The organism is Algoriphagus yeomjeoni (genome assembly GCF_003259505.1).
GTDB lineage: Bacteria > Bacteroidota > Bacteroidia > Cytophagales > Cyclobacteriaceae > Algoriphagus > Algoriphagus yeomjeoni.
Genome location: NZ_QLLK01000016.1, coordinates 47238 through 68804, shown reverse-complemented (window position 1 = coordinate 68804; position 21567 = coordinate 47238). Strand labels below are relative to the sequence as shown.

Here is a 21567-nt window from a genome sequence, read left to right as displayed (position 1 = left end):
AGCTGTCGGTTTTATGCTAAAATAAAAGAAGAACCCTCAAAATACGAAGGTTCTTCCTAAAAGGTCAAGGTGCATGCCAAGAGACCGAAGTGGTCAGAATGGCAGGTTAAGATTTTATCCCTCTCCAGTAAATAGCTTCAGCACGTCGTTTCCGATCGCAAATACCATCAAAGCGAGGAGTATAACCATTCCGACTTTCTGCGCATTCTCCAAGAATCTATCGGATGGCGCTCGGCCGGAAATCATTTCATACAATAAGAAAATCACGTGACCTCCATCCAAAGCTGGAATCGGCAGCAAATTCATGAAAGCAAGAATCATAGAGATCAAACCAGTAATTGTCCAGAATTTAGTCCAGTTCCAAGTGTCACCGTAGATTTTTGCCATTCCGATCGGTCCGCTTACATTTTTGGTCGAAACTTCACCTGTAAACATCTTACCCATCGCCTTTGCATTCACTATTACCACAGTAAATGCTTTGGTGGTTCCTTTTTTCAACGCTTCGGCGAAACCGTATTTGCGTTGAACCATATCGATCAAAGGAGTCACAGCAATATCTATGGTGCCTCGATCTGTCACTGCCACCGTCTTGTGTACAGTATCATTCGCACTAGTCAATATTTCAACATCTACTTCTTGGCTTTTTGTATTTGCCAAAACAGATTTCAGTTCATCGAAGTAAGTGATAGGCTGACCATTTACTGACAAGATCTTATCGTCTGTGGTGATTCCAGCTTTATCAGCAGCTCCTCCTTCATCTATTACCTTCAGTTCGAAAGGGTAACGGATTTCAACAAAGCTATTGATTGCTTCCTGACTGTTGAAGGAATTGATAAAACCTCGAGGGATCTCTACTTTGATGATTTCTCCATCACGGTCAACTGTGTAATACCCATTTTCGCTAAGCAATGCCGATCCAGCGGTCAAATCATTGATGGATTGATACGGCTCACCGTTGATATCCAAGATCTTATCGCCGGTTTTCAAGCCAATTGATTCACCGATTTCCAATGCTTCGATACCGTTTTCAACTACTTGATCTCGGGAAAAGTAAGTTTCCCCATTATTGTAAACTAGGATCACAAAAATAATGATACCTGTAACGACATTGACTATGATCCCGCCCAGCATGACGATAAGACGTTGCCAGGCTGGTTTGGAGCGAAATTCCCAAGGCTGTGGCTCACCAGCCATTTGGTCAGCATCCATCGACTCATCCACCATTCCAGAGATTTTTACAAATCCTCCCAACGGAATTGCACCGATAGAATATTCAGTTTCTCCCCACTGGAAACCAGCGATTTTCGGAGGAAAACCGATAGAAAATTTCTCTACTCTCATGCCAAACATCTTGGCGGTAAGCAAGTGGCCCAACTCATGTAACCCCACAAGGATTGATAATCCCAGGAGTAATTGGCCCACCATAATTAAGGTATCCATTATACTTTATTCGTTATTAGTTCTTGTGTAATTTCTCTAGCCCGCTTATCCGTCTCCACATAGTCATCCAAATTTGGATGTGCAATAAACTCAGCTTTCGCGAGAGTTTCACCTATCAAATCAGACATCTCCAGAAAACCGACTTCTTTATTCAAGAAGGCAGCTACTGCAATTTCATTGGCAGCATTCAGCACGCAGGGTGCATTTCCGCCTTTTGCAAGGGCGTCATAAGCCAATTGAAGATTCTGGAAAGTCTTGAGATCGGGCTGCTCGAAAGTCAATTGAGGGTAATTCATAAAGTCAAAACGCTCAAAGTCACTTTTCAATCGATCAGGGAAGCTTAAGGCAAACTGAATTGGAATACGCATATCCGGCAATCCGAGTTGTGCTTTGATAGAACCATCCTCAAATTGGACCATAGAATGAATGATACTCTGCGGATGTACGACTACATCTATCTGTTCGGTTTTCAACCCAAAGAGCCATTTTGCTTCAATCACCTCCAAACCTTTGTTCATCAAAGAAGCCGAATCTATGGTGATCTTTGCTCCCATATCCCAATTGGGGTGCTTGAGGGCTTGTTCACGCGTCACTGTCTCCAGAAATTTTCTGTCTTTTCCTCTGAAAGGACCTCCAGAAGCAGTTAGAATGATCTTTTCAATTGGGTTGTGGAATTCACCAATCAGACATTGAAAAATTGCCGAATGTTCTGAATCCACAGGATAAATATTCACCCGATTTTCTTTTGCGAGAGCAGTGATAATTTCTCCGGCTACTACGAGAGTCTCTTTATTGGCTAAGGCGATTTGCTTTCCTGTTTTAATCGCATTTACGGTTGGAATCAGGCCTGAATAACCCACTAATGCAGTCAATACCACATCGATCGTATCCATCTCTACTACCTGAGCGATTGCTTTGCTGCCAGCGTACACCTTGATATCCTTTGGTTGCAAGACATCGCGAACTTTTTCGTACAGGCTTTCATTCCCGATTACTACGACGTTTGGAGAAAACTCCAAAGCTTGAGCAATTAGTAAATCTGCGTTGTTCTGGGCTGTAAGAACCTCAACGATAAAGTCTGCAGGATGCTGTCGAATTACCTCGAGAGTTTGAGTACCAATACTTCCGGTGCTGCCCAGGATGGCTACGCGTTTGGGTTCTGTCATTCAGTTTGAAATTGTTGAGGAAATAAAACCCTGTCAAGTAAAAAGGGTTTTCTCAATAGCTGACAAAATTACAAGATGCTCCCATTTTTCCTCGTACAAATCGTCAGTTTTTGCTGAATGGCATAATATTAAAGGATAAAATGTAGCGTTAATCCTGTTTAGGAACTTAAAAAATGTGAATTTATTCAACGGAATATCTTCGCACTCGTCAAATTGATAAAATGATTCACCTATGAACAGTCTATTCAAAACAACCGGAGTTTCCTTTCTGGCAGGCTTGGCCGGAGCTGCAGTTTGGACAACTATCAATTTCAATGAACCGGAGGAATTCTCTGATTTCCCAAATACTAATCAAACAGAAGTTAGTTTCGCTTCGCAATATCAGCCTATTTCCTCCCGCTCCACAGCTGATGCTCCAATCTCCTTTGTGGACGCTTCAGAAAACAGCACAGAGTCAGTCGTCTTTATCAAGAACTTTTCCGGAACGGATCCAAGAAGATATAGCATGTTCGACTACTTCTTCGGAGGTGGCAGCGCCCCTTCGCAGCAAGTCAGTACTGGTTCGGGAGTAATTATCTCTGGAGATGGCTATATCGTCACAAATAATCACGTAATCGACAGAGCTGAGACGATCGAGGTAGTACATAAAAAAAGAACCTATAAAGCTACACTAGTCGGTACCGATAAAAACACAGATATCGCTGTATTGAAAATTGAAGGCGAAAACCTCCCATCAATTAAACGAGGCAGTAGTCGCGACTTAAAAATCGGAGAATGGGTGCTAGCTGTCGGTAATCCATTTAATCTAACTTCCACCGTCACTGCGGGGATAGTTTCTGCCAAAGAGCGGCAAATCAATATTTTAGGTGGTGATTTTCCTTTAGAGAGTTTCATTCAAACTGATGCTCCGATCAACCCTGGGAATTCCGGTGGAGCTTTGGTAAATGTGAACGGAGAACTAGTCGGGATAAATACTGCTATTCTGTCCAGAACGGGTTCATACACAGGTTATGGCTTTGCTGTACCAGTGGACATCGCGATGAAAGTATCGAATGACCTCATTCAATACGGTGAAGTCCAAAAAGCAATTCCTGGAATTGAAGCAGTTGAAATCACGCCAGAATTGGCAGAAGAAATGAATATCAAAACGCTGGATGGTGTAATAGTCACTCATGTGATCAAAGACGGTGCGGCAGAAAGAGCAGGGCTTCAACGAAATGACGTGATTACCAAACTTGGGTCTCAACCGATAACAGGAAAAGGCAGCTTTGAAGAAACACTTTCTTACTATTATCCAGGTGAGCAACTTCCAGTATCCTATTTGAGAAATGGCAGTCCGAAATCTGCCAATCTAAAACTTCAAAATTTAGAAGGCGGTAACGGAGTGATCAAACGTGAGTTTTATAGTTCAGGGATTCTTGGAGCAAGACTGGAAGCAGTCAACACGATAGAGAAAGATAAATTTGGAGTGGAATACGGTATCAAAATCTCTGGTTTGACCAGAGGCTATCTCCGAGAGCTTGGGCTGAGAGAAGGATTTGTCATCACCCAAATCAACAATGAGCCAGCAAAGGACCCTACTAAAGTCGGGGCATATTTGGAGAAATTCAGTGGAAGATTATTACTCGAGGGAGTAGCCTCCAATGGGCAGCCATTTATGCAAAGTTACAGCGTAAGGTAATTTACTCCTGGGAGGATTGATCCGTAAGAGTTTGTGTCCATTGTATAGATTTCCCATCCTTACGGAGTAGATCTGCCCAAACCACATGCTTAGTCTGTACATCTGAGGCTTCCCATTCAACTGTTTGGGAATTCTCAGGTGTGATAGTCAGGCCGGAGATCCAAAGAAGCACAGGTCTCAGATCTGGGGTTGTGGGATCAAATTCCTCTGAGTTGATTTGCACCAAATCATTTATCCCTAAATAGAATGGATAGGCTGCCTTCTTAGCGCCTAATGGATCGTCGAATTCAGGCTTCATCTCTATACTTACCACCCCAAATCTTCCAAGTATTCCAAAGCGATTTTGTGACTGAAATGAATTGTATACTGAAATCGAATAAACCTGGTGCCAAGGTGTTTCTATCAAATCGCCAAATTGAAAAATCGGCGATCCATTGAATAAAATCAAAGGACCTTTCTCATATCGAAAACCAGCATTTGCCGGTGAAAGAATAAGTTCGTAGCTGTCTTTATTTCGCTTGACAGATGCCTTGGAAACAATCCCTGAAAATGCTTCTCTCAAGGTTGCGATTCCTTGGTAATCATCAGACAAATACACCTGATCTGGAGCTACTTGATCTGATTTTTGCCAGAATGGCTCATAATTATCAAAATCAGTTCTATAGATCTGGTCTATGTATTTCCGCTTTCTTTTATGATCCAAGATATTCACCACCACATCATCAAAAGGCACGGTATTATCAAACGAGCTGAATTTCTTGTTTTTCCAATCAGAAATATTCACAGTCACTTCACCTATTGTTTCCCCCAAATTATCAAACTGATAAGCCCAAACAGCAGAAGAGCCTTGGTGCTGCATCAATTTTTCTTCGATGGATGCACTATCCCGCATATTGTATTCTTCTACCATTCCTTGGTCCAGAAAAAACACTGAGATTCTGGAATTTGGATCTTTAGAAGGTGGAATCAATTGAAAAGACTCTTTTTCTGCCTCCGCTAATTCTGACTTTTTCACAACGCCTGAAACAGGATATCCCTCCAATAAGGGGTCAAAAACCTTTACTGTCAACACCCCGAAATCTAAGGTTTCAGTAGAAATACTAAAACTATCTTCATCCACTTTCCACTCTATATTTTCATCCATGGGTGAAGCATTTACTACTTCAACTCCTAGCTCTGGATTTGCATTTTCCGGTAAAGCTGTAGAGGAAAAAATCGTTGGGCTATAAACATGGATCAGAGCTTCTGTCTGAAACTTTGAGCCTTGGATCTGCGCTATTAATTTGTAATTACCCGTAGTCAATTCTTCAGGCAACAAAAAAGCTTGATCAGCATCCTGCTTAGCCGAATTGAAGCGTTCGATAGCGACAGTACTTCCAGAATGGTCAACTAGGTACAAATTAATCAGGCTACCTTCCAAAGTTGGCCTTCCCTCGGAATCAAGCGTCTGTAACTGCAATGCAACTAAATCTCCACTCACATACACAGACGAAGAGACCAGCATTCTCACCTGAAATGAGGCTGATTGTCCCAAAGCTGCGATTGTAATTAACATTGCAAAACACAATGCTAACGGTAAAATTTTCTTTATTAATCCCACCATATCGGTTGTTGGTTGGTATTTTCTGTATATGAACCCCTGTATTCTAGGCAATTGGTACAGCCAGCTGGAGGAATAAATGGTACACCTGGAACAGGCTCACAAGGATCTATGAAAGTAAGTGTATAAGGCAAGTCATCCGGAGTAAGCTTCCATCTGTAGGAAGATTCATGGGCAACATAGAAAAACCCCGACACGGCTTCTTTTGAATTATTCACATTCTTAATATTGGTAACCAAAGAAAATGGCGGAGGATCAAAAATCCCTCCTCCACTCTGCTGCTGAGTAGCCAGTTGATCCCAAAACTCATAGCCTTCAGGAGAAAGACTGTATTGAGTTATCAAGTTAGAATAACCATATTGAACCTGTTCATTGTCATCAGTTTCCAAGAAAAACAGATCACGATTATAGCCGCCAGTTTTATCTTCCCAAACACTAATTGACTGATATTCATAGAGGTTGGTAACATAGCAACGCTTATTAATATTTTCTTCGGGAAGCCTAGATGTTTCAAATATCCAGCTTGGGACTATTTTCCAGCGGTAATAGTATTCCGCTCCACCATGCTCCTCCAAAGGAACCGAAACTTGGATACCGCGCTGTTCTACAATCTCTGTTTGATTCCCTACTGCTATACTTTTCAAGATTGATTTGTACTCCACATTAATCTCCTGAATCGCTGGAGCGGGATGCAACCTATCGGTATCCGATTCATACACTTTTCCTTCAGAGGTTTGAATACGAACCTTGTAATCCACATTTTCTTTTGCAGAAAAATCCACGTCTCTGATGAGGTATCGCTGTTCTGCTTCATCCCAAAAGTATTCAAAACTCTCTCCTTCAGATGACATCAAGGTAACTGTAGCATCGGAAATCACCTCATCCAACACATTATCTACTGCACTGCTCCATCGTACTGCCACATAAAAACGGCGTGGCGGAGCAGGTTTTTGGGATTGATCTGCAAATGATATATTGGAAATAAATCCATCCACCACCAGACGTCTGGGTTCACTGCCTGTTTCAAAAGAAATCGGCTCTATACATGCCGTCAGAATCAATAGAAGTGCAATAATATAACTCTGTCGCATCTTTATAATTTAAAATTGTAAGAGATAGATGGGAATGCACTACCCAGAACCGAAAGCTGAAATGCATTTCCTCGCTGCGTGAAGTACACTGAGAACGGGTTTTTCCGCCCATAGACGTTATACACAGAGAATACCCACTCTCCGTCAATCACTTTCTCCTTTTTCAGACCACTTTTCAGGGTAAAAGACAAGTCTAGTCTATGGTAATCCGGTACACGATATTGATTTCTGTCTGAGAAATTCAAGACAGAAAGAATGTCTTCGTATTGGAATTTTGAAACTGGAACTGTGATCGGCCTTCCTGTAGAATAAGCGAAGTTTAAGTTCATCGCAAACCTTCTACTTACCTTATAATTCATTACCAATGAAATATCATGGGGCTTGTCATAGTTGGCAGCAAAGAAATCGCCTCCATTAATCTTTTCCTCCTCAAATGCAGACTCATCAAACTTCCTCAAGCTTCTCGAATAGGTGTATCCCAACCATCCGGTTAGTTTTCCGCGATTTTTCCGTAACAAGAATTCTGCACCATACGCACGCCCTTCACCTTGAATAAGGTCTGCATCGAGGTTCTCATTGAGTAAAATAGAAGCTGCATTTTTATAATCTACCACCTGCTGAATATTCTTATAATATCCCTCTACTGATATTTCGAAGAGGTTATCCTTCCAATTTTTAAAAAGGCCAATAGTGTACTGGTCTGCAATAGAAGGTGAAAGATTGTAGCCAGAGGATTTCCAATAATTTACCGGAGAAATCGCGGCAGTATTGGATATCAAATGAATGTACTGATTAGTTCGGTAGTAGCTTAGCTTCAAAGAACTGGAAGGTGTTACGAGCCAGCGAAAAGATGCTCTAGGCTCAAAGCCTATGTAGGTTTTGGCTACCTCACTTTGACCAAAACTCAAGGTATCAGTAATCGTCGCCGTGGACTTAGGCTGGGTTGGATCAAAATCATAATAGCTTCCACCGAGGGCCAGGTAATTAGATACTCGAATACCATAGACAAGCGAAGCCTTAGGTGATATAACAAATTCATCATTTAGATAGATAGCACTTTCCAAAGCATACTCTTCAGGTATGTGGATTTCTTCAGAAGTAGTATTCTCTGAACCCGGATTAAAATCCCCATTGTTAAATGAATAGTAAAGTGAACTTATGCCAAAATCCAATTTATGAGCTGTGCCCAATTCATATGAGAAATCGACTTTCCCTTGGTAGTTTACAATACCCGAAGTGTAGTCGAAGTCGTAGCTTTCTTGAGTATTTCTAATATTGCTTTGAAAATCACTTACTACCACCTGCGTTTGCATCAGGAACTTGTTGCTGAATCGATGTGCCCATTTTAGAATTCCAAGCTTGGTTTTCCATACATATGCTGTATCGGAAGCAAATTCGAAATTGTCATCGCTTAGGTAACTGGAAAAAGTGAGGACATTATTTTCATCAATGGTGTGGTTTATTTTGAAGTTCACATCATAAAATCCAGCTGCACTTTGATACAGATCAGGATCTTTCATTTGCTTCAGCATCCAGTTAGGATATGCTGTTCTTCCTGAGAGGAGAAAAGTTGTTTTATCCTTATTTAATGGCCCTTCTACCAAGAGCCTGGATGAAATCAATCCTATGCCACCTTGTACATCGATGCCTTGGGAATTCCCATTTCGGAGATTTACATTAAGCACAGAAGAAACTCTTCCTCCATAATTGGCTGGCCCGCCACCCTTGTAAATTTCCACATCTCTGATCAGATCAGAATTAAAAGCCCCAAAAAAGCCAAATAAATGTGAGCTATTGTATACTATTGCGCCGTCCATCATCACTAGATTTTGGCCAGGATCACCACCTCGCACATTAAATCCCGAAGAGCCTTCTCCTACAGAACTGACACCTGGAAGAGATATCAGGCTTTTGATAGGATCTACCTCTCCCATAAACGTAGGTAAGCTCTTGATCACGGCAATATCCAAAATCTCCCGACCGGCAATTTTCTCAGAAACTGAAACATCCTGACTCCTTGCAGTGATCGTGAATTCTTCCAGCTTCAATGTTTCATTAAAAAGTGCCACATTTAATTCACCGGAGTTAATTACCTGAACATCAATAGACTTTGGCTCATATCCAGCATATTGCACAAGTAATTTATATTTACCGGGGATGATGGTTAATTCATAGTTACCATCCAAATCAGTCACTACTCCTTCGGAACTATCTACTACTTGAATACTAGCTCCTATTAATGCTTCATTTTCACCTGCGTCTGTGATTTGACCGGTGAGGGTCACCGGCAAATTGGAATTTTCCGGTTTGCCAGTACCTATTAATTGGTATTCTTTAAGATTAAGATCATCTTCATCCCATTGCTCATATCGGTAGGCATCAAGGCCTTCTTGGTTTACCAAGACTAAGAGATCCTTATAAGGAACTATACTAAAACCATACGTGCTCAGCAAGCTATTGATGGTTTCAACTGCATCTTGCCCCTTCATCCCATTGATTAGGAAAGCATCTATCCCCCATTCTTCTTTATAGAAAAAACGAATTTTGGATTGGTTTTCAAGGTCTTCCAAAACTTCTGGAAGTGGTGTTTCTACATAATTTTCATCAAAGACAATAGTTTTTTCGACTGATTGACCCAAGAGAAAAGTTGTATTAAAAAGTACTAAAAATACAAGTAGTGGAAGTAGTTTTTCTTTCATATAGAATATGAAGCATAAAAATGCCATCCACAAATTGTAGATGGCATTTTATGATATTTAGTTAGTATTATTTATCCCACCATACTGGTGTATCCAATCCATCAGCACCTTGACGTGCAACTACAGCATCGTAGTTGGTTGAGTTAAGGTTCAGCTCAAATAAAGGATAAGCTTGACGTACTGGGATTTGCTTGCTATCATTCAAAGCATCCTCACCTGGCTGCAAATCAGGATAACCTGTTCTTCTCCATTCAGCCCATGATTCGTAACCATTTAGGTAGTTAGCAATCCATTTCTGAGTGACGATTTGCTCGACAGCTTTAGAAGCATCAAACTGCACGTACGTATTAGCAATGTAAGCAGCATATCCATCTGCTACACCGTATTGATCAAGAGAAGCTTCAATACCTTGGTAGTAAAGCGCTTCAGCATCACCTGAAATCCAGCCTCTTTGTACAGCTTCAGCCATTGAAAACAATACCTGAGCAGATGTAAAGATGTAGTTTGGAGCAGCTTGTGCTCTTAAATCAGCATTCAAGAAAGAAACATCTGAGTTAGAAATAGCACCAGCTCTAGCTTCACTAAGTCCGTAAGGCATACCAACATACTTACCTCCGATGTCAGTAGGATCCGCATATTCAGGAAGTCTAGGGTCCATGGTAGCGTTAAGTACACCGCCGTTTGCAATAGTCTGCATTCTGTCTACTAAGGTATTAGCAACAGCGTAATCACGACGAGTGAGAAAACGTGCAAACCACGCATTTTGGAAAGCTGCTTCAGGCAAGTTTGCGTAGAAAATGTTCTCGCTATTGTCTAATGCAATCACACCATCATTGATAGCAGAAGCAAATTCGGCAGCTGCTGTGGTAGGATCCACCTCAGACATTCTCAACGCCATTTTCATTCTGATGGTATTAGCAAACTTTCTCCACATGTCCATATCCCCGTCAAAAAGGATATCACCTTGTACAGGAGCGGTAGAAGAAATATTAGCCTGGGCTGTTTTCAAAGTAGCCAAAACCCCAGCGTAAACTTCTGATTGAGGATCAAAAGAAGGCTGACGAATTCCCTCATCAATATTCAAAGCCTCAGAATAAGGAATATCACCCCATCTGTCAGTAATGAAATTGAAATAGTACGACTGAAGAATTTGAGCAACAGCGATCTGATTCGCATTTGAACCATAAAGGGAAGCTTCAGATTTAGTTTCCTCATTACTATTCATGATGATGATTTGCTCCAAATCCATCAACACTCCGCTATAATACCCACCGTAATTGAAAATAATCGTCTGATAGTTATCAGCACTGGTGTATTGAGAGTTTGCTAGATATTGGGAATATAGAGATCCAGTAGGATCATCTATAGTACCCTTCAGCCCGTTGATTGAGTTGGTCAAAAGCGAAGAAGGGATAGCTGTTGTAGTCTGATTTGGGTTGACGTTGGTATCACCAAAATCTCCCAGATCACAAGATGTCACCCCTACGGCAATCATCCCTACAAGTATATATTTTGAAATTGAATTTTTCATGTTTCTTTAATTTAGAATCCTAGACGAATGTCAAAACCGATAGAACGAGTAGCAGGCAATTGACCTGAATCTACCCATGCACCATTGTTTCTGGAGTTTCTAGTATCACCACTCACTTGAGAAGGATCCAAACCAGGTACATTAGTCTTAATCAACCAAGGGTTGTTTGCAACTACTGCAAAGGAAGCAGTTCTTACAAAATTTGTGCGCTGAAGAAGCGACTGTGGAAGGCTGTAACCCAATCTGATTTCACGTAGCTTCACATAACTTGCGTCATAAACCCAAGCCTCATGAAGTGCAAATTGAGATTTAAAGTATTCAGATGCTTCTAGATAGATGTTATTTTCAGTACCGTCAGCAAAAACACCGTCGAATCTCAACCCACCACCATCTGCTACTGGATCACGCATTGGAGTACCTCTGTCGTTATTACCTACAGTCATTTCACCTAGACCTGAGTATGCGTTAAACATATTGGTGATAGAGTTGATTTTACCACCCATTTGCCAATCAATAGTGAAACTTAATTCAAAACCTTTATAAGTCACTCTATTAAAAATACCACCGGTATAATCAGGAAGTACTGTACCCAAAACTTGGTTTTGCTCAGTCATTGGATAGCCATCTTCATCGATTAGGATGTTTCCAGCTTCGTCTCTTTGGAATTTTTCACCGATGATAGTTCCCCATTCTTCGCCTACTTTAGCTCTGGCTGAGATAGATCCCCATCCACCAGCTACACGGTTTCCAAGGAAACCGTTAACAAGTTGGATCGCATCGATTCCTGGATAGATTTCTTCGATTACGTTTCTACTTCTTGCGATGTTGAAGTTAACATCCCAATTGAAGTTAGCAGTTTGCACTGGAGTACCTCCGATTGTTGCATCCCAACCTCTAGTAAAGGTTTTACCTGCATTGATTGTGTAGGAAGAAATACCAGTTGTACTTGGCACCTCTGTACTTAGGATCTCATTCGTGTTATCATAGTAGTAGTAAGAGAAATCAGTTCTAATTCTACCTTGCAAGAACGCTAATTCGATACCTCCTTCAAGTGCACCTGTAGTGGAAGCACGAAGATTAGGATCAATCAAAGAATTTGGATAAGTCATCGTAGGATTTCCGTTGTAAGGAGTTCCTAGAGAAAACGCCGGATCCAACTGATATGGATTAAGCTCTCCACCTACTTCAGCATAACCAGCACGTAGTTTACCAAAAGAAAGGATGTTGGTGTTTGGCAACAATTCAGAGAAAATGAATGATGCAGAAACCGCTGGATAAGTAAATGCATTACTTGTCGTAGGTAGAACAGAATCGTAATCACGACGAATAGATCCATCCACAAAAACAATTTCTTTCCAACCAAAGCTAGCTTGAGCAAAGATTGAATTTACCTGACGCTGACTGAAGTAATTAGAAGCATTAGGTCTATCAACTGAAGCACTGATATTATACAAATTAGGAACAGAAAGTCCACCAGCAGTAGAAATACTATTTGAACTGTATTCCTCCATTCTAATGTTTCCACCGATCAAAGCTGATACGGAGAAGTTTTCAGTCACTTTATTGTATTGAGCTAAAAACTCATAATTATCCTCTTTTTGTTGATATTTACTTTGACCATAAGAATCTAGATCTAATGTTCCAGAAGCAGTACGTCCGTCAGAGAAATATGAAGTAAAATAACGACTTAGATTAGCAGATACAGAAAGCCCATCAATCAACTCATAAGTCAATCCGAACTTACCGCTATAAGTATCCTTAGTGTTTTCAGAGAAGTTGGCATACTGCTCAGTGTATGGGTTATTCCAGTACAATGGTCTAGAATTTCTTGCTGAGTTGATGTTCCAGCTAGTATATCTTCCATCAGGCATTCTGTAATACTTCTTCAACAAATCCATGTCCAATTGTCTCTGGAACCACTGGTTGAAGTTTTGTCCAATACTACCTCCTTGATAACCTTCAGTAAGGCTACCAAACACATTAGTTCTGTTGTAGTTAGCAAGTGTAGTCAAGGTCAAGTTTTTGGCAAGATCAACAGTTGCATTTAAGTTCAAGAAAGTTTTCTCTTGCTTAGTGTTAGGAAGTACACCAGTACGGTTTACGTTAGAAAGCGTAGCTGTAATATTGTATCCATCACCTGCTTTACTTACTGATAAACTGTTGTTAAGAGCTACACCCGTGTTAAAGAAGTTTTTCACGTTGTCAGGATTAGGAGACCATGGTCTAGTCTGACCATATGTGTCTGTACCTGGTGTGAATGCATCCCACTGCGCTACCTGACGACCGTCCATTCTAGGTCCCCAGCTCTCATCAGCATAAAATTCAGGAATCAAAGCTCCATTTAGACCTGCCAAAGCTGGATCATCAGTAGCTGGATTGAAGGTGAAAGTCTGAAACTCCTGAGAGTAACCTCCACCATATTGGTTCTGATACTTAGGCATAACAGAGACATTCTCAAACGTAGTAGTGTTGTTGAAGTCAATGTTCATTCTACCTGCCTTAGCTTTTTTCATGGTGATCAAAATAACACCATCACGAGCTCTAGAACCGTAAAGAGCGGATGCATTCGCGCCTTTCAATACGTTGATTGACTGCACGTTGTCCATGTTGATAGTAGCAGGATCTGCTGTAGGAATACCATCCACTACATATAGCGGAGAGTTTGATCCGAATCCTCTTACACCACGAATACGGACAGCTGCTTCACCAAATTTAGCACCTGATCCAGAGATTACTTGTACACCTGACACTTTACCTGCCAGTGCTTCGTTCAAGTTTGTCTCTCTAGCTACACGTAGGTTGTCAGAAGTTACTTCTTGAGTTGCATAACCCAAGGTCTTTTTCTCACGCTCTACGTTCAAGGCAGTTACTACCACTTCGTTTAGTTGAGTCACATCATCTGCCAACTGCGCGTCAATGGTTGATTGGTTTCCAATCGCAATCTCTGTAGAGGTCATGCCTACAAAAGAGAATACCAACACTCCTCCTGTACTTGGTACAGTGAGCTGATACTTACCGTCGATATCGGTAATCGTTCCGTTTTGAGTTCCTTTCACGAGGACACTTACTCCGGGTAATGTGGTTCCATCCGTCGATGACGTCACCGTACCTTCAATAGTACGGGTCTGGGCCCAGGCAATACCTGTAAGGACCATCAAGAAAGAAAATAGTAAAATTTTCTTCATAAAGGTTTTGTTTAATTTGGTTGATTGATGTTTAGTTGAAACGTTAATGTTTCATAATCGTACAGAACAAATATATGTAATTTCGGAAACCGTACAAATTTCATCAGACTGTAGGATCTACCAGTATTTGGCAAAATGCCTTTTCCTCAATTACTTTTCTATGGAATATGACCCTCAAACAAATTTTTTAGCTGATAAAATTTAAATTTTCTTCACTAATTGAAGCTCAAATTCAAAAAAGCAGACTTTTCATTGCCACCCCTACTTTTGCAGTTTTTAATAAAAAAATATTTTTTTTCTTCCGTGCCAAAAATACAAAACCTGCTTTTCTTCTTTAACATTTAAATAACATTCACTAAATAATATATAATATTCATCATATTTTATTATTTTAAGAGTGTTAGAATATAGCCCCATATTATGAAAACTATCTCAAAATCCTGCGCAGTTCTTTTAGAGGAATTTAGTACTGAACTAGTTGACCTAACCGAATACGGGAAGAGAGCAAAAAACGGTAAACTCACCGAGTCCCAAGCTAGGGATCTCTTGAGTCATTTTGAAGCAACGCACGAGTTGGCGCTGAATGTGATTACCCATTATTTCAAGCAAATAGGAAAAGGTCCTTTTTCCGGATCTAGGGATTTGACAGTGGAAGCTTTTCACGCTGAATTAATCGATGATGGGAAAGCATGGTTGGATATCGTGATTGATAGAATTCAATACAGCCCAGTGTATGACATTGATACGCAAGAGAAATTCATAGATAATATTCAGAAACGTTACATTAGGCTTTTACAGCGATTTGAAGATACGATGGGTAAAGTGCTTAACGAATAGTTAAAAGCTAAAAACGTCCAGATTAATATGACCGCATCTTGAATTTCTTCTTCAGCTCTAGCACTGCATTTCGGAAAGAAGTATCAGTTTCCATGATATCATTCACTGTTTGCACCGCATGGATGACCGTAGAATGATCTCTTCCTCCAAAGTGATAGCCTATTGATTTCAAAGAATGATTGGTGAATTCCTTACAAAAATACATCGCAACTTGCCGAGCAGTCACAATTTCCTTTTTTCTTGTTTTTGCTTTCAAGTCATCCAGCGCAATTCCATAATATTCAGAAACTGTCTTCTGAATAAAATCCACTCCCACCTCAGTTTCAATGTCCTTGATGATGTTTTTCATCACAGTTTTACCGAGCTCAAGACTGATTTCAACACGGTTCAGTGAAGCATGCGCAATCAATGAAATAAGAATTCCTTCTAGCTCTCGCACATTGGTATCTACGGTGTAAGCCAGGTATTCTACTACATCATCAGGAATAATAATTCCTTCGGACTGCATTTTCCTTCTAATAATCGCAACCCTCGTTTCGAAATCAGGCATTTGTAGATCTGCCGTCAAACCCCATTTGAATCTGGAAAGTAATCGTTCCTCCAATCCTTTCAAATCCCTAGGCGGACAATCTGAAGTCATTATGATTTGCTTCTTACTCTGATGGAGGTGGTTGAAAATATGGAAAAACATCTCCTGAGTTCTATCTTTTCCAGCCAAAAACTGAATATCATCAATGATCAACACGTCCACTTGCATGTAGAAATTGGTGAAACTTTTCACATTTCCATCCTTGATGGAGTCCATGAATTGATTTACAAATTTCTCAGAGGAAACGTACAGCACGAATTTATTATCCGGACCGTTTTTGATTTCATTCCCTATCGCCTGCACTAAGTGCGTTTTTCCCAAACCTACTCCCCCATAAACCATCAGGGGATTAAAGGAAGTGATTCCTGGCTTTGTGGCAACAGCAAATCCTGCAGATCGTGCAAGCCGGTTACAATCCCCTTCTATATAGGTGGTAAAAGTGTAAGTAGGATTTAGATTACTATTCGTCAATGCTTCTGCATTTAGCGATTTCATCTCAAAAGGAGTCTTGTCAGGCTCAGTCTGAACTTGCGTTTTCTTATTACTTGCTGAATTCCCTTGGGGAAATGAAACTACATAAGGTTGATTCGAAGAGTTACCTCGATCTACAACCACTGCGTATTCCAATCTCCCACTTTGCCCCAGGGTTGTTTTAATAGCGATTTTCAGCTCTTGCACATAATTATCCTCCAGCCATTCGTAGAAAAATTGACTAGGAACTTGAATAGTCAACGAAGTGCCTTCAAGTTTTACGGGATTGATAGGTTTAAACCAAGTTGAAAAGCTCTGCTCATTGACGTGTTGCTCGATAACACGTAAACATTCATTCCAAACGGCGCTAGCTTCTGAACTCATTAGAGAAGATTTCTGAAAAACAATGATCTTGCGGTAGGTACAAGGGTGTCAAATTTGGAGAAAATTAACTTAAATAAAAAATGGATTTCTTCTTGAAATATTGAGTTTTTGATCAATTACTATTTTTTGTTGAAAGAAATTTTGAGATCAAAATACTTTTTGGTTTATGAGGATCATATTGGACTGATTGAAGGCATATTTTAATTCCCCTATTCAACTATTCTAATATTCAAGACCTTGAAAGAATCATTACTCAATTCGAAATTATACTGCAATTCATCAACATTCTTTATTTCTCTCTCATTTCCCTAATTTTGATAAAGGTCATTTTGACTAATTACTTTAGATTGAAAAATGGTTTTTATTAAAAGAGTTACAGAATTAGAGAAATTTTAAACCCAACTATGATAAATAATGACTTTTATACCTTCCCACAGTCCAGTAAAGAGGCCTGGATAGATCAGGTGAAAAAGGACCTAAAAGGAAAGGATTTTGAGGAAACCCTTACTTCGGTGATTTGGGATACTATTAAAACACAGCCTTTCTATACGAATGAGGATTTAGATGATTCTTCTCCTCAATTTAAATTTCACCAGGATCCAAAAATCCCTGGCATGTCGCCTCGAATCTGGAGTAATCTGGTTTCTATTTTCCCTGAAAATGAAAAACAGGCAAACCAAGAAATCCTTCATGCACTTCAGACTGGTGCAGAAGGTTTGATCTTGAATTTGGATGGGACAAAAAATCTAAGTCAGATCTTAAAAGGTGTTCACACAGAGTTTATATCTACCAACTTTTTACCCACTGGAGAAACTGCCTTGTTTTTCCGTGAATTAAAAGAATGGATCAAAGATCTATCTCTTAAGCCTACGATGTTGAGCGGAGCAATTTTATGGAACCCATGCGACGAATTGTTTCAAAGCGGCGAAAATTTTGATTCAGGCATTAACCTAGTGGCAGAAGCGATCAACGATTTTAAAGATTTCCGTGAGTTTTACCCCATGACTATTGATTTTGCCAGGTATGCAAATACTGGAGCAACGGGCATCCAAGAACTTTGCTTTGGACTTGGAGAAATTATTGAATTGATTGACAAGCTTTCGAAAAAAGCCATTTCCCCTACTCAGGTTTTTGAGAATCTCGCTTTTCACACAGCAGTTGGCGATTCACATTTCGCCGAGATAGCTAAAGTCAAAGCATTGCGGAAGCTGATCGTGGAGCTAGCTGGAAATTATGGCGCAAAAATCCAGATGGAGGATATTCACATTATTACCTCCACTAGCTCGTTCAGCAAATCACTTCTAGACAAAAACACCAATCTAATCCGACAGACTTATGAAGCAATGGCGGGAATTCTTGGAGGCGGGAATTCACTTTGGGTAAATCCTGCTGAAGGGAAAAATGCCTCAGTTTTGGAAAAAAGAATTGCCAGAAATGTTTCTTCCATTCTCAAAGAAGAAAGCTATTTGGACAAGGTGATGGATCCTGCAGCTGGATCATTTTATCTGGAAAAATTGCAAAAGGAACTTGAGAAATCCGTAGTCTCAAGCTTGCAAGAATTAGAGAAAGATGGTGGTTGGCTAAAAAGTTTTGAAGACCGAACACTTCATGAAAAAATCCGAAATACTCGAGAAGCTGCTCAAAAGAGAGTTCTCTCAAACTCAGAAATAAAAGTGGGAGCCAATAAATACCCCGCAAAGGGCGAATTGGAAAACCACCTTCCTTTTGAGCCAATCGTCGAGAAAGACTTTCAATTACTCCCAAGCAGAGCAACTTATTTTGTAGAAGAAAAATCCCTGAAGAACGCATGAGACCTGATATAAAAAATTGGAAAACATCAGACATTCAGACTTCTGAATCAAATCCACAAGCAAACTGGGAAGCTCCAGAGCAGATTTCCATCCCGCCTATTTTTGATTTAAAAGAAATGTCCAAGCTCTCTCATATAAATTATGCAGCCGGAATTCCTCCCTATTTGAGGGGACCATACAGTACAATGTACCGCATGCGACCTTGGACTATCAGACAGTATGCAGGGTTTTCTACGGCTGAGGAATCCAATGCTTTTTACAGAAAAAACTTAGCAGGTGGCCAAAAAGGTCTATCCGTCGCTTTTGACTTAGCGACTCACCGAGGTTACGATTCTGATCATCCAAGAGTAGTGGGTGATGTTGGAAAAGCAGGTGTGGCAATCGATTCAGTTGAAGACATGAAGCTGCTTTTCGACCAAATCCCATTGGATCAAATGTCGGTTTCCATGACCATGAATGGCGCCGTGATCCCAATTTTGGCTTTCTATATAGTGGCAGCTGAAGAGCAAGGAGTAAAGCCTGAACAACTCAGTGGAACGATACAAAATGATATTCTGAAGGAATTCATGGTGCGTAACACCTACATCTATCCTCCTCAGCCGTCGATGCAGATTATTGCAGATATCTTCAAATTCACTTCTGAGCACATGCCCAAATTCAACTCTATCTCAATTTCCGGCTATCATATGCAGGAAGCTGGTGCAACTGCAGATATAGAATTGGCCTACACGCTTGCAGATGGAATGGAATATTTGAAAACTGGCGTAAAAGCAGGTTTAGATATCGATAATTTCGCTCCTAGACTTTCTTTCTTTTGGGGGATTGGGATGAACTACTTCATGGAAACTGCCAAGCTACGCGCAGGTCGTCTGCTTTGGGCAAAAATAGTCCAGCAATTCGATCCCAAATCCGATAAATCCTTAGCCCTTCGTACGCATTGCCAGACTTCAGGCTGGTCTCTTACAGAGCAAGACCCATTTAATAACGTCACCCGAACAGCTGTAGAAGCCTTGGCTGCCGTGATGGGGGGCACGCAGTCACTTCATACTAATTCTCTAGATGAAGCAATAGCATTACCAACAGATTTCTCTGCTAGAATCGCCAGAAATACGCAATTGGTTCTACAGGAAGAAACTAGTATCAGCGAAGTAGTTGACCCATGGGGCGGCTCGCATTATGTAGAGTTTTTGACAGATCAATTGGTGCAGCGCGCCTGGGCTTTGATAGAAGAGGTAGAAGAATTAGGCGGAATGGCCAAAGCAATAGAAGAAGGTTTGCCTAAACTAAGAATCGAAGAAGCAGCAGCTAAAAAACAAGCACGAATCGATAGTGGAAAAGACATCATTGTAGGAGTAAATCGCTATCAAATTAAAGAAGATTCTGAAATAGAGGTTCGGGATGTAGACAATCAAGCCGTCAGGGAATCTCAACTGGCAAGACTAAAAAAAGTGAAGGAATCCAGAAATCAGAGTGAAGTAGAAAAAAGCTTGGAAAATCTAACTGAAGTAGCGAAATCCGGTGAAGGAAATCTACTTGAACTAGCAATCGATGCCGCTAGAAAAAGAGCTACTTTAGGAGAAATCTCAGACGCGATGGAGGTAGCTTTTGGACGCCATCAAGCACAAACAAAATCTATCACTGGAGTTTATGCAGCAGAAGTGAAAAATCAAGACTCTTTTAAAAAAGCAATTGCTTTATCTGACGAATTCGCTGAATTAGAAGGCCGTCGCCCAAGAATCATGGTAGCTAAAATGGGCCAAGACGGTCATGACCGTGGGGCGAAGATTATTGCAACAGGCTTTGCGGACATGGGCTTTGACGTGGACATCGGACCGCTTTTCCAGACTCCAGAAGAAGTTGCTCAACAGGCAATTGAAAATGATGTGCACATAGTCGGCGCCTCCTCTTTGGCAGCAGGTCATAAGACGCTGGTTCCTCAATTGATAAAGGCCTTGAATGAATTGGGAAGACCTGATATCATGGTGGTTGCAGGTGGAGTGATTCCTGCAAAAGACTATTCTTTTCTAAAAGAAGCAGGAGTATTTGCTGTATTTGGTCCAGGGACAGTTTTGTCAGAAGCTGCGATAGAAATATTGAAGAAGTTGATAGAAGAGTAGCCTTGATATTATCTCGAGAATAGTCGGGCATCAAAATCGAATGGTTCTGTGAGGGAGATTTCCACCTCATAGAACCTTCTATGCAGAGGATTGATTAAATAATTGAAATCCCCTTGAACCACTGCAGATGGAACTTTCAAAACCAAAAATCTATTTTCAGCAAGAAATTTATCTCCCAATTGCTGAGTGGCATGAGAGTGCGGAATAGCTTTCCAATCCTGTGATAAATCAGAAATCTCAATTTCCTTCACTTCAATATTCTCTGGAATTATGATTTCCACTAATTCATAATCAGTCGGAATGTTTCCCAACGGAGTATGAACAGCGATTTCAGCAGTGCATAGTGCTCGGGATTGGCTGGTGTAAAGTACCGCTTTTCCCTTGCTATTCCACCTCCCACCAGCTAATTCAGCTCCTTTGCCTGATAAATCAAGGCTATACTTGCTTTTGCTCAAGCGGTAAACCTTCATGCCAGAACGCCATACTCAATCCTAGTGAGCTCGTCCTTCAAAAGCGTAATCCCAAAACTGCTATCCAAAAATGACTTTGGCTTTAAATCTCCCAAAGCTAAACTTGGAGTCTCTAGCCAAGATTGAAACTTCGCCTTCTTACCAAACACCTCCACACCTCGCTTCTGGAGTAGGGCAATTTCGATTATCTTTTCTGACTGCAAGGAATCAAATGATTTTTGTTCTTTTTGGTATCGTTGGAGTGTACGCTCCGAGATGTGTAAATAATCGGCCCATTCTTCGTTCGAAAATGCGCTCTTGGAAGCAAACTTATCAAAATCATCAAACGAAACACCTTGCCTGACAAGAGTTATCACGTCATTAATGAACTTATCGTCTGTAGTATTATAAGCAACTTCTGGATCGAAAATAGTAAATTGAGTCATGTCTCTAACTTTACACTAAGTACAACTGTCATAAAATTAACGACATTTGTCTGAAGTTGTTCATTTTATC

At 40.6% G+C, this 21567-nt stretch carries 14 protein-coding genes; 4 read left to right on the top strand and 10 right to left on the bottom strand.

What is annotated here, in order from left to right; genetic code table 11:
- Positions 1-114 precede the first annotated feature (114 nt).
- Positions 115-1440: an RIP metalloprotease RseP gene (gene rseP / locus LV83_RS19645; RefSeq protein WP_111613276.1), complete on the bottom strand. Its 1326-nt coding sequence runs from the start codon at positions 1438-1440 to the stop codon at positions 115-117.
- The gene (locus LV83_RS19640) at positions 1440-2606 is read right to left on the bottom strand and encodes a 1-deoxy-D-xylulose-5-phosphate reductoisomerase (RefSeq protein WP_111613275.1); all 1167 of its coding nucleotides are present in this window, start codon (positions 2604-2606) and stop codon (positions 1440-1442) included. Before LV83_RS19640 ends, rseP begins: the two co-directional genes overlap by 1 nt.
- 232 nt (positions 2607-2838) lie before the next feature.
- Here LV83_RS19640 and LV83_RS19635 point away from each other — a divergent pair, with 232 nt between their 5' ends.
- The gene (locus tag LV83_RS19635; protein ID WP_111613274.1) at positions 2839-4287 is read left to right on the top strand and encodes a trypsin-like peptidase domain-containing protein; all 1449 of its coding nucleotides are present in this window, start codon (positions 2839-2841) and stop codon (positions 4285-4287) included.
- 1 nt (position 4288) lies between these two features.
- On the opposite strand, the gene LV83_RS19630 is transcribed toward LV83_RS19635, so the two are convergent.
- The 5 genes from LV83_RS19630 to LV83_RS19610 all read right to left on the bottom strand — a co-directional run bounded on the left by LV83_RS19630 (position 4289) and on the right by LV83_RS19610 (position 14393).
- Positions 4289-5842 (bottom strand): hypothetical protein, encoded by a 1554-nt coding sequence (locus tag LV83_RS19630; protein ID WP_111613273.1) that lies wholly within the window; start codon positions 5840-5842, stop codon positions 4289-4291.
- A gap of 35 nt (positions 5843-5877) precedes the next feature.
- Positions 5878-6978, bottom strand: a complete 1101-nt coding sequence (locus tag LV83_RS19625; RefSeq protein WP_111613272.1) for a DUF4249 domain-containing protein — start codon at positions 6976-6978, stop codon at positions 5878-5880.
- 2 nt (positions 6979-6980) lie between these two features.
- Positions 6981-9677: a TonB-dependent receptor gene (locus LV83_RS19620; RefSeq protein ID WP_158530631.1), complete on the bottom strand. Its 2697-nt coding sequence runs from the start codon at positions 9675-9677 to the stop codon at positions 6981-6983.
- Positions 9678-9744: 67 nt separating this feature from the next.
- Positions 9745-11208 carry a SusD/RagB family nutrient-binding outer membrane lipoprotein gene (locus LV83_RS19615; protein WP_111613270.1) on the bottom strand — a complete coding sequence of 488 codons (1464 nt, stop codon included), beginning with the start codon at positions 11206-11208 and terminating at the stop codon, positions 9745-9747.
- Between the two features lie 11 nt (positions 11209-11219).
- Positions 11220-14393: a SusC/RagA family TonB-linked outer membrane protein gene (locus tag LV83_RS19610; RefSeq protein ID WP_111613269.1), complete on the bottom strand. Its 3174-nt coding sequence runs from the start codon at positions 14391-14393 to the stop codon at positions 11220-11222.
- A 420-nt stretch (positions 14394-14813) separates the two neighbouring features.
- On the opposite strand from LV83_RS19610, the gene LV83_RS19605 reads away from it, so the two are divergent.
- Entirely contained in the window at positions 14814-15230 is a 417-nt protein-coding gene (locus LV83_RS19605; protein WP_111613268.1) for a nucleotidyltransferase substrate binding protein, read from the top strand.
- 22 nt (positions 15231-15252) lie between these two features.
- Here the strand turns inward: LV83_RS19605 and dnaA are convergent, their stop codons facing one another.
- Positions 15253-16674: a chromosomal replication initiator protein DnaA gene (gene dnaA / locus LV83_RS19600; protein ID WP_111613267.1), complete on the bottom strand. Its 1422-nt coding sequence runs from the start codon at positions 16672-16674 to the stop codon at positions 15253-15255.
- Positions 16675-17078: 404 nt separating this feature from the next.
- Here dnaA and LV83_RS19595 point away from each other — a divergent pair, with 404 nt between their 5' ends.
- Together LV83_RS19595 and scpA are read left to right on the top strand one after the other, a co-directional pair.
- Entirely contained in the window at positions 17079-18485 is a 1407-nt protein-coding gene (locus LV83_RS19595; protein WP_111613266.1) for a methylmalonyl-CoA mutase family protein, read from the top strand.
- Positions 18482-20602: a methylmalonyl-CoA mutase gene (gene scpA / locus LV83_RS19590; protein ID WP_111613265.1), complete on the top strand. Its 2121-nt coding sequence runs from the start codon at positions 18482-18484 to the stop codon at positions 20600-20602. The genes LV83_RS19595 and scpA overlap by 4 nt, the downstream gene beginning before the upstream one ends.
- Positions 20603-20610: 8 nt before the next feature.
- Here the strand turns inward: scpA and LV83_RS19585 are convergent, their stop codons facing one another.
- Together LV83_RS19585 and parS are read right to left on the bottom strand one after the other, a co-directional pair.
- The gene (locus tag LV83_RS19585) at positions 20611-21057 is read right to left on the bottom strand and encodes an RES family NAD+ phosphorylase (RefSeq protein WP_245947105.1); all 447 of its coding nucleotides are present in this window, start codon (positions 21055-21057) and stop codon (positions 20611-20613) included.
- Between the two features lie 11 nt (positions 21058-21068).
- Positions 21069-21497, bottom strand: coding sequence for a type II RES/Xre toxin-antitoxin system antitoxin (gene parS, locus LV83_RS19580; RefSeq protein WP_111613263.1), 429 nt, complete (start codon positions 21495-21497; stop codon positions 21069-21071).
- Between the last annotated feature and the right edge of the window lie 70 nt (positions 21498-21567).

Bases quoted from the DNA above. Each gene is read 5' to 3' on its own strand.
- rseP (WP_111613276.1), bottom strand. From the start codon at position 1,440: ATGGATACCTTAATTATGGTGGGCCAATTACTCCTGGGATTATCAATC.
- LV83_RS19640 (WP_111613275.1), bottom strand. From the start codon at position 2,606: ATGACAGAACCCAAACGCGTAGCCATCCTGGGCAGCACCGGAAGTATT.
- LV83_RS19635 (WP_111613274.1), top strand. From the start codon at position 2,839: ATGAACAGTCTATTCAAAACAACCGGAGTTTCCTTTCTGGCAGGCTTG.
- LV83_RS19630 (WP_111613273.1), bottom strand. From the start codon at position 5,842: ATGTTAATTACAATCGCAGCTTTGGGACAATCAGCCTCATTTCAGGTG.
- LV83_RS19625 (WP_111613272.1), bottom strand. From the start codon at position 6,978: ATGCGACAGAGTTATATTATTGCACTTCTATTGATTCTGACGGCATGT.
- LV83_RS19620 (WP_158530631.1), bottom strand. From the start codon at position 9,677: ATGAAAGAAAAACTACTTCCACTACTTGTATTTTTAGTACTTTTTAAT.
- LV83_RS19615 (WP_111613270.1), bottom strand. From the start codon at position 11,208: ATGAAAAATTCAATTTCAAAATATATACTTGTAGGGATGATTGCCGTA.
- LV83_RS19610 (WP_111613269.1), bottom strand. From the start codon at position 14,393: ATGAAGAAAATTTTACTATTTTCTTTCTTGATGGTCCTTACAGGTATT.
- LV83_RS19605 (WP_111613268.1), top strand. From the start codon at position 14,814: ATGAAAACTATCTCAAAATCCTGCGCAGTTCTTTTAGAGGAATTTAGT.
- dnaA (WP_111613267.1), bottom strand. From the start codon at position 16,674: ATGAGTTCAGAAGCTAGCGCCGTTTGGAATGAATGTTTACGTGTTATC.
- LV83_RS19595 (WP_111613266.1), top strand. From the start codon at position 17,079: ATGATAAATAATGACTTTTATACCTTCCCACAGTCCAGTAAAGAGGCC.
- scpA (WP_111613265.1), top strand. From the start codon at position 18,482: ATGAGACCTGATATAAAAAATTGGAAAACATCAGACATTCAGACTTCT.
- parS (WP_111613263.1), bottom strand. From the start codon at position 21,497: ATGACTCAATTTACTATTTTCGATCCAGAAGTTGCTTATAATACTACA.